The organism is Secundilactobacillus sp. MJ173, from assembly GCF_059704265.1.
This window is the reverse complement of sequence record NZ_BAAKGN010000062.1, coordinates 1-7,070: the sequence shown is the minus strand read 5'-3', so window position 1 is coordinate 7,070 and position 7,070 is coordinate 1. Positions and strand designations below refer to the sequence as shown.

The 7,070-nt window shown below is 43.4% G+C and carries 7 protein-coding genes; 2 read left to right on the top strand and 5 right to left on the bottom strand.

The genetic code is table 11. The annotated features are described in order from the left end of the window. Positions 1–39 precede the first annotated feature (39 nt). The 5 genes from AC6H04_RS09930 to AC6H04_RS09910 all read right to left on the bottom strand — a co-directional run bounded on the left by AC6H04_RS09930 (position 40) and on the right by AC6H04_RS09910 (position 4,241). Positions 40–813: an ABC transporter ATP-binding protein gene (locus tag AC6H04_RS09930; protein WP_497571517.1), complete on the bottom strand. Its 774-nt coding sequence runs from the start codon at positions 811–813 to the stop codon at positions 40–42. Next, positions 806–1,714, bottom strand: a complete 909-nt coding sequence (locus AC6H04_RS09925; protein ID WP_497571516.1) for an ABC transporter permease — start codon at positions 1,712–1,714, stop codon at positions 806–808. The genes AC6H04_RS09930 and AC6H04_RS09925 overlap by 8 nt, the downstream gene beginning before the upstream one ends. Continuing rightward, positions 1,711–2,706 (bottom strand): tryptophan ABC transporter substrate-binding protein, encoded by a 996-nt coding sequence (gene trpX / locus AC6H04_RS09920; RefSeq protein WP_497571515.1) that lies wholly within the window; start codon positions 2,704–2,706, stop codon positions 1,711–1,713. The genes AC6H04_RS09925 and trpX overlap by 4 nt, the downstream gene beginning before the upstream one ends. Positions 2,707–3,164: 458 nt before the next feature. After that, complete coding sequence (locus tag AC6H04_RS09915) at positions 3,165–3,839, bottom strand: CPBP family intramembrane glutamic endopeptidase (protein WP_497571514.1); 675 nt, start codon at positions 3,837–3,839, stop codon at positions 3,165–3,167. A gap of 27 nt (positions 3,840–3,866) precedes the next feature. Continuing rightward, complete coding sequence (locus AC6H04_RS09910) at positions 3,867–4,241, bottom strand: VOC family protein (RefSeq protein ID WP_497571513.1); 375 nt, start codon at positions 4,239–4,241, stop codon at positions 3,867–3,869. Positions 4,242–4,676: 435 nt separating this feature from the next. Here AC6H04_RS09910 and AC6H04_RS09905 point away from each other — a divergent pair, with 435 nt between their 5' ends. Together AC6H04_RS09905 and AC6H04_RS09900 are read left to right on the top strand one after the other, a co-directional pair. Further along, the gene (locus tag AC6H04_RS09905) at positions 4,677–6,224 is read left to right on the top strand and encodes an ABC-F family ATP-binding cassette domain-containing protein (RefSeq protein ID WP_497571512.1); all 1,548 of its coding nucleotides are present in this window, start codon (positions 4,677–4,679) and stop codon (positions 6,222–6,224) included. An 86-nt stretch (positions 6,225–6,310) separates the two neighbouring features. Next, positions 6,311–6,898: a L,D-transpeptidase gene (locus tag AC6H04_RS09900; protein WP_497571511.1), complete on the top strand. Its 588-nt coding sequence runs from the start codon at positions 6,311–6,313 to the stop codon at positions 6,896–6,898. Positions 6,899–7,070 lie beyond the last annotated feature (172 nt).

Sequence of the window (7,070 nt, the reverse complement as noted above, 5' to 3'; positions counted from 1 at the left end):
AACAGCGCTGAACTGTTCATTAGCTTTTTTGTTTGGACACTATTCTTGTAAGTCAGAAAAGAAACTATACAGTTTTTCCTGTGTCAGTTGTTGTTTTTCGTCACCAGAAACGTCGAAGGTAATCTTCCCGTCACTGATCACTACAAGTCGGTTACCATACTTAAGCGCATCATCCAAATGGTGGGTGATCATCAAGCAGGTCAAGTTTTGAGCAATGATTCGTTCGTTAGTTGCGGTCATCAACTCTTGCGAAGTTTTTGGATCTAAGGCAGCGGTGTGTTCATCCAGCAATAAAATATCAGGTTTTTTCAGAGTTGCCATCAAGAAACTCAGTGCTTGACGCTGACCACCGGATAAACTGCCAGTGGGTGTGTTTAAGCGCTCGTTTAAGCCGTTACCCATGCCACTGGTCATTTCTTGGAATTCAGCCATGTGCTGTTTGAGATGACGTGGGGCCAAATGGCGGTGCTCACCGCGCTTAGTGGCCAGCAACAAATTTTCAGCTACGGTCATTCGGGGTGCAGTTCCCAACTTAGGGTCTTGGAAAACCCGACTTAAGAAACGGGTCCGCCGTTCCTCAGATTCGTTAGCAATACTTTTGCCGCGAAGTAAAATGTCACCGGAGTCGATGGTTAAATTACCCGCAATGGTGTTGAACAGTGTGGATTTACCAGCACCGTTAGAGCCTAGTATCGTGATGAAGTCACCTTCGTTAATAGTGAGGTTTAAATCTTTTAACAGGGTGAGTTCTTCTGGTGTATTGCGGTTAACTTTCGTAACGACGTGTTTTAATTCTAGAATTGGTTTAGTCATGAGTAGTGATCCCCCGTTTCCAAACGCGCTTTAAGTTGAACATATCCCGGAAAACTGGCACCATCATGCAAAGGGCCAAAACAACGGATGAGAACAACTTTAAATCGTTGGTGTTGAAGCCCAACTTCAAGACGACTAACAGTACGAAACGGTAGAGAATCGAACCTAAAGTCACGGCAATTAGGCGTTGGTTCATGGTCAGTTCACCAAAGGCAACTTCACCGATAATGATGGAAGCCAGTGCAATGACGATGACGCCGATCCCCATGTTGACGTCAGCATACCCGTCGTTTTGAGCAACCAGGGCACCACCTAAGCCAATGACACCGTTTGATACCATTAAGCCCATGATCTTCATGTTATCGGTTTTGATTCCTAATGACCGGGCCATCTTCTCGTTATCACCAGTGGCGATGAAGGCTTGTCCCAAGTCGGTTTGCAGGAAGTAAATTAGGACCAGGGTTAAGATAACAATCACGGTAAAGCCGAGAAACACACTGTCAAAATACATTGGGGCGTGTGCGAAAATTGGTAGTTTTAGCAGTGAGGGTTTATCTAACAGTGTCAGATTAGACCGGCCGTGCATGATGCGCAGGTTTACTGAGTAAGCGGCGGTCATGACCAAAATACCAGCTAATAGGATCGGAATGCGTCCCTTGGTGTATAGCAAACCAGTTGCTAGACCACAGAGCATTCCCACGCCAATAGCGATCAGTGTTGCCCAGATTGGACTGATACCGTTATTGATTGCGGCGACACAAGCTGCAGCCCCCATTGGGAACGTGCCTTCAACCGTCATATCAGGGAAGTCTAAGATTCTAAAAGTCAGGAAAAGTCCTAGTCCTAAGGTTGCCCAGAGCAACCCTTGACCGATGGCAGAAACGCCTAATCCAAATGTCATTTGATGATTTCTCCCTTCTTTTGTGCTTCTTTAACCAGTGAACTTGGGAAGGTGATTCCCAGTCGATCGGCTGCTTTCATGTTCAGAATCAAATCACCGTGACGAATGAATTTAATCGGTGTTGTAGCCGGTTTTTTGCCCTTTAAAATATCAGCAGTCATACGACCGGTTAGGACGCCCAGTTTGTACTGATTGATACTGTAAGTAGCGAGGCCACCGCTCTTAACCATGGTATCCACAGCTGGAAAGACGGGAACTTTGGCAGCATTAGAGTTCTTGATCAGTGTCTGCATGGCTGAAGCCACCGTGTTGTCGGTAGGAATATAGACAGCATCCACGTTTTGAACCATTTGTTGGGACACTTGATCCACATCATTAGTGTTAGAAATGGAGTAAGCCTTTAAGTTAATGTGTTCGTCCGCGCATAACTGCTTGAATTGCTTGTATTGAGCAGCAGCTGAATCGTCGCTGGATGTGTAGAAGATTCCCAGTGTCTTCATCTTGGGGACGACTTGCTTAATGAGGCCAAGCTGCTCTTTCAAAGGTGCTTGATCAGAAACACCAGTGATGTTATGTCCTGGTTGCTGGTTGTTCTTGACTAAGCCAGCACCTTTAGGGTCGGTAACCGCACCTAACACAATGGGAATTTTAGAAGTTGCATTGGCTAACGCCTGCGCTGATGGTGTAGCGATACCAATCGTTGCGTTAGCATCTTCGTTGACAAAACGGTTACTCATGGTCATGAGATTACTCTGATCATTTTGGGCATTTTGAAAATCAATCTTGATGTTTTTGCCGGGGTGATAACCCTTTTCCTCCAAGCCATGAATAATTCCGTGGTGGATAGCGTCTAAAGCAGGATGGGACATGAGTTGCAAAATGCCGACGGTTGGTTTAGCAACCTTAGCTGGTTTACCCGTTCCGCCTTCACCAACGAAAGCGAAACCTAGAAAAATAACAATAATAGCAATTAAAGCGTATAGTCGCTTCATGATTCGATTCCCCAATCTAAAATTAATTTGACAGAAATAAAAAAGGCGACTCCTCGCAGAAGTCGTCTAGGAAGCGCGACGTGCAAGGTTAGTCATGCAGCGCGTCACTCATATAACAAAGTAACCGGCAAGACACGTGTATTGAACATGTTGTTCAAACCGCATCAAAAAGCGGTTTGATTACCGGGACTGCCAAGAATTTAACTGCTTAGCGTACTTTGTCATTTGAATTCCTCCGAACTAGAATACCTACTATTATAATGACCAGACTACTGATACGCAAGCGTCACTTATGTTTCAGAGGTCTGGCTTTTGTTGTAAAAAAGTGTGAAACAAAAGGACCCAACCCTGTAAACAGGGCTGAGTCCTTTCGTGCTTGATAAGCTACATTAGTAGTTATCGTGACTATATTATACACCATGCTTTGTCATATAGAAACAAAAATATACTTTTTCCTGCTAGAGAACGGCCCATAGATTATTCATGAAATGCAGCGCAATGCTGTATCTGAGATCTTTGAAGTACAGGTAAGTACCAGCTAATACCCAACCCAGTGATGCATAAAACAGAGTGGTTACAGAAAAGGTCATCGTGTGCAGGTAGCCAAAAAGTAATCCGCTGAAGAAAACACCGAGAACGTTGCTCCAACGGAAATTTCTTGAAAAGAAAAAGTTGAAAAAGAAGCCACGAAAAAGGAATTCTTCCAGGACGGGTGCAATCAAAACACCGTAAACTGTGTTCCAAAAGGGCAATTGCTGCATTTCACTCTCTAGTGCTGACTGGTTACTGGGCATGGGCAGCAGATGATGTGTGATCAACTGAGACCAAGCAATCTGGATCGCTAGCATAAAGACAAACAGTAGCAGTAACTGGCTGATGCGGTGTCCATTAAATGTTTGACGGCCAAATTGCCGCGGATTATATCGCTTGAGCTGGCGATGATATAACCATGTATATAAGACTAATATGACAGCTACCATCATCAGCATAGCACCGATGAACCGGTCAGCTAAACCAATGTTTTTATTGGCATATTTAGTTGCAAATTCTAATAGAACAGAGTTAGTTAGATATGTCGCCAGTAATAAAATAAAAGCGCCGATACGTAAGCCTTGACGTCTGATATAAGCCATATTTCGGCACCTCACTTCTAGTTGATTCTAATAGGTAATGATTTTAATCAGGTTCTGATCTGGATCACGAACCCATAAGGCAGTTGCTGAACCTTTGGTACCCTCATAAGGAACTGGTCCGTCCGCAATCTCCACTGCGTAATTGGTGAGATGAGACAGGGTATCTTCCAGCGCATCATGGGTTTCTAGCGCCAGTTCAGCGCTGCCTGGGGCGACCACATGAGCGGTGATAACGTCTTTATCGTCAGGTGTCCGAAAGGTTAAACGGTGGTGCCCAAGTTGTAAAGTCGGCTGTTGGGCGTTCTTTACGATTGGCAAGTCAAACACTTCGTGGTAAAAACGCATCGCATGATTGATGTCACTTACACTTAATGTCAGACTATCAATATCTTTAATATTCAATTTTGTCATCCTTTGTGTGATTATTGTATGGGCATTATTATACCACAGACTTAAAAACAGCTAGGTCCGTACTATCTGATAGATATTTTTACAATGAAAAAATTATAAATCCGCTTGTAAGCGTCCCCATCTCTTTCACAAGTATAATTAAACGATTTTGGAACAGTGTTTGAGAAAGCCCGTTATCATGCCTTATTTCAGCTGCATTTCTTGCTATTAAAATCGTTTCGTGATAGGGTGAAGTGTTGTGAAAAAATGAAAATGAACTTAAATTTAGCCTTTAAAGGCTGTTTAAATGAATGGTGTTCCGGCAAGCTGATAATTTTGGCTAGGGGACTTTTGACGAACTTGTTAGTCCAAGTTTGTTGGAAGTCCCTTAGGTATTCTGTTTAAAAGCCTACCTCTGCACCCCGATTAAGGGAGGTATATCGAAAAATGTCTTTACTAGAAGTTGAAAACCTTAGTATGGCTTTTGCTGACAAACGGCTGTACGATGATGCAAGTTTTCAGCTAAATAAGGGTGAGCACATGGGAATCGTTGGTCAAAATGGGGTTGGTAAATCAACCTTGATCAAGGTTCTGACCGGGGACGAACTGCCATTATCCGGTTCCGTTAAGTGGCAAAAAGGAATTCACGTTGGTTACTTGGATCAATACGCTGATATTCCTGACGGGATGACGCTGATTGATTTTCTGCACACTGCGTTTCAAGATTTGTACGATAAAAACGAGCGCATGACGCAACTGTATACTGATTATGCGGAAACGGCTGACGATAAATTATTAGAACGGGCTGGTAGAATTCAAGAAGAACTGGAAGCCAGCAACTTTTACGATATCGAAACTGAGATCGAACGGATCATCACCGGTCTTGGCCTTGATGATATTGGTCGTGATCACGAAGTCGCTCAAATGTCTGGTGGTCAACGGTCTAAAATTATTTTAGCTAAACTGTTACTGCAGAACCCAGACGTCATTTTACTGGATGAACCAACGAACTACTTGGATGTGGGACACATTGCCTGGTTGGTTGATTATTTGAATAGTTTCGATGGCGCCGCAATGGTCATTTCCCATGATTATGACTTTTTGGAACAGGTGACTAACTGTATCATCAACGTTGCTTTTGGAAAAATCACTAAGTATCGTGGTAGCTTCAAATCAGCCATGCGTCAACGGACTGAACGTGAAGAGGCCCAACGTAAAGAATACGAAAAGCAACAGGTTCAGATTGAAAAAACCGAAAAATTCATCGCTAAATTCAAGGCGGGGACGCGGTCAAAACAAGCTAAGTCCCGTGAAAAACAACTTTCGCATATGGATTTGGTGGATCCGCCTTCGAGTAATATTCAGGCCAGCTTTAACTTTCCGTATGAAGATACGGGTTCGCAAAACGCGTTAGTGGTGGACCATCTTTCTGTTGGTTATAATCGGCCGCTGTTAAAGCCAGTGACGTTCTCCGTGAATACTGGTGAAAAAGTTGGGTTTGAAGGTTTTAACGGGGTTGGTAAATCAACCTTGATTAAGACAATTCTTGGTTTGATTAAATCAAAGGGTGGTTCGGCACAATTTTCTCCTTCGGCCAAGGTCAGCTATTTCAGTCAAGATCTTGAATGGGAAAACGACCAGGAAACGCCACTGAAGATTATTCAGGCCAAATACGAAAAGCTCCCTCAAAAAGCCATCCGAACTAAGCTTGCTAAATGCGGCTTGGATGCAGCCAACGCTATGAAGCCAATCGGACAACTTTCTGGTGGTGAACAGACGAAGGTTAAGTTAGCCATGATGGAATTTGAACCAAGTAACTTTTTAATCTTGGATGAACCGACGAACCATTTGGATGAAGAAACCAAGGAAGCCTTAAAGGACGCGATTAATAAGTTCCCTGGCAACGCCATCGTAGTCAGCCATGAGGTTAGTTTTTACAATGGATTAGCTGATAAAGTGCTGAACGTTGAAAAACTAAGTCTTAAGAATCAGTAAAGTGTTGGCCGTTTCGTTAAATGTTATCCCTTTGAAACATTGACATGCTACAATTATAGTTATTAAGACATGTTTGGAGAGAGATTATGAAGCGGGTTTTGCAATTCATTACCGTTATCGTTGCCCTAGGTGTACTAGGAGTTACGGCGCATTATCTCATGACGCCGACACCAACTAGGAGCGATCAGGCAGCGCGTACGACCAAAAAAGTGACGACAAAAAAGGCTGCTCCAGTTCAAATCAATTGGCGTAAGCCTTCTGAAAATAAACCGTACCCTAAGTGGGACCAACTAAAGGATCCGTGGGTTCACGTTTCGGTGAAACATCAGCGGGTGTACATTAAGGATGGCAATAAGACGGTTTATACCATGTTTGCGTCAACGGGTGTGGATAACTCCACGCCTCGAGGTACCTTCCATATTCAGGCTGAACGCGGTAAGTTTTTCTATAACGCGCAGTCTAAAGAGGGCGCCAAAGATTGGGTGTCGTTTAAGGACCATGGAATCTACCTGTTCCATACCGTTCCAACTGACCAATACGGTAACTTTAACGTCAAAGAAGCCAATATGCTCGGACGTACTGCCCATTCTCACGGTTGTGTGAGGTTAGCGGTGCCAGATGCTAAGTGGTTTTACGATAATGTTGCTTACGGCACTAAAGTTGTGATTGATTAAAAGTGCGTAAATAAAAAGAGCTGTGACACGAGGCTATATAGGTAAAAATTTCATTTGGTTTCTTGACTTAAAGACAATTTAAAGTTTGCTTTTGTTCAATACTTTAATCTAGTCTAAACCTGTGCCACAACTCAGATTCCGGCCATTTAACGCAAAAAAAAACGTATTCCGA

Excerpts from the sequence above, each read along its gene's own strand:
- AC6H04_RS09930 (WP_497571517.1), bottom strand. The coding sequence starts at position 813 with ATGACTAAACCAATTCTAGAATTAAAACACGTCGTTACGAAAGTTAAC.
- AC6H04_RS09925 (WP_497571516.1), bottom strand. The coding sequence starts at position 1,714 with ATGACATTTGGATTAGGCGTTTCTGCCATCGGTCAAGGGTTGCTCTGG.
- trpX (WP_497571515.1), bottom strand. The coding sequence starts at position 2,706 with ATGAAGCGACTATACGCTTTAATTGCTATTATTGTTATTTTTCTAGGT.
- AC6H04_RS09915 (WP_497571514.1), bottom strand. The coding sequence starts at position 3,839 with ATGGCTTATATCAGACGTCAAGGCTTACGTATCGGCGCTTTTATTTTA.
- AC6H04_RS09905 (WP_497571512.1), top strand. The coding sequence starts at position 4,677 with ATGTCTTTACTAGAAGTTGAAAACCTTAGTATGGCTTTTGCTGACAAA.
- AC6H04_RS09900 (WP_497571511.1), top strand. The coding sequence starts at position 6,311 with ATGAAGCGGGTTTTGCAATTCATTACCGTTATCGTTGCCCTAGGTGTA.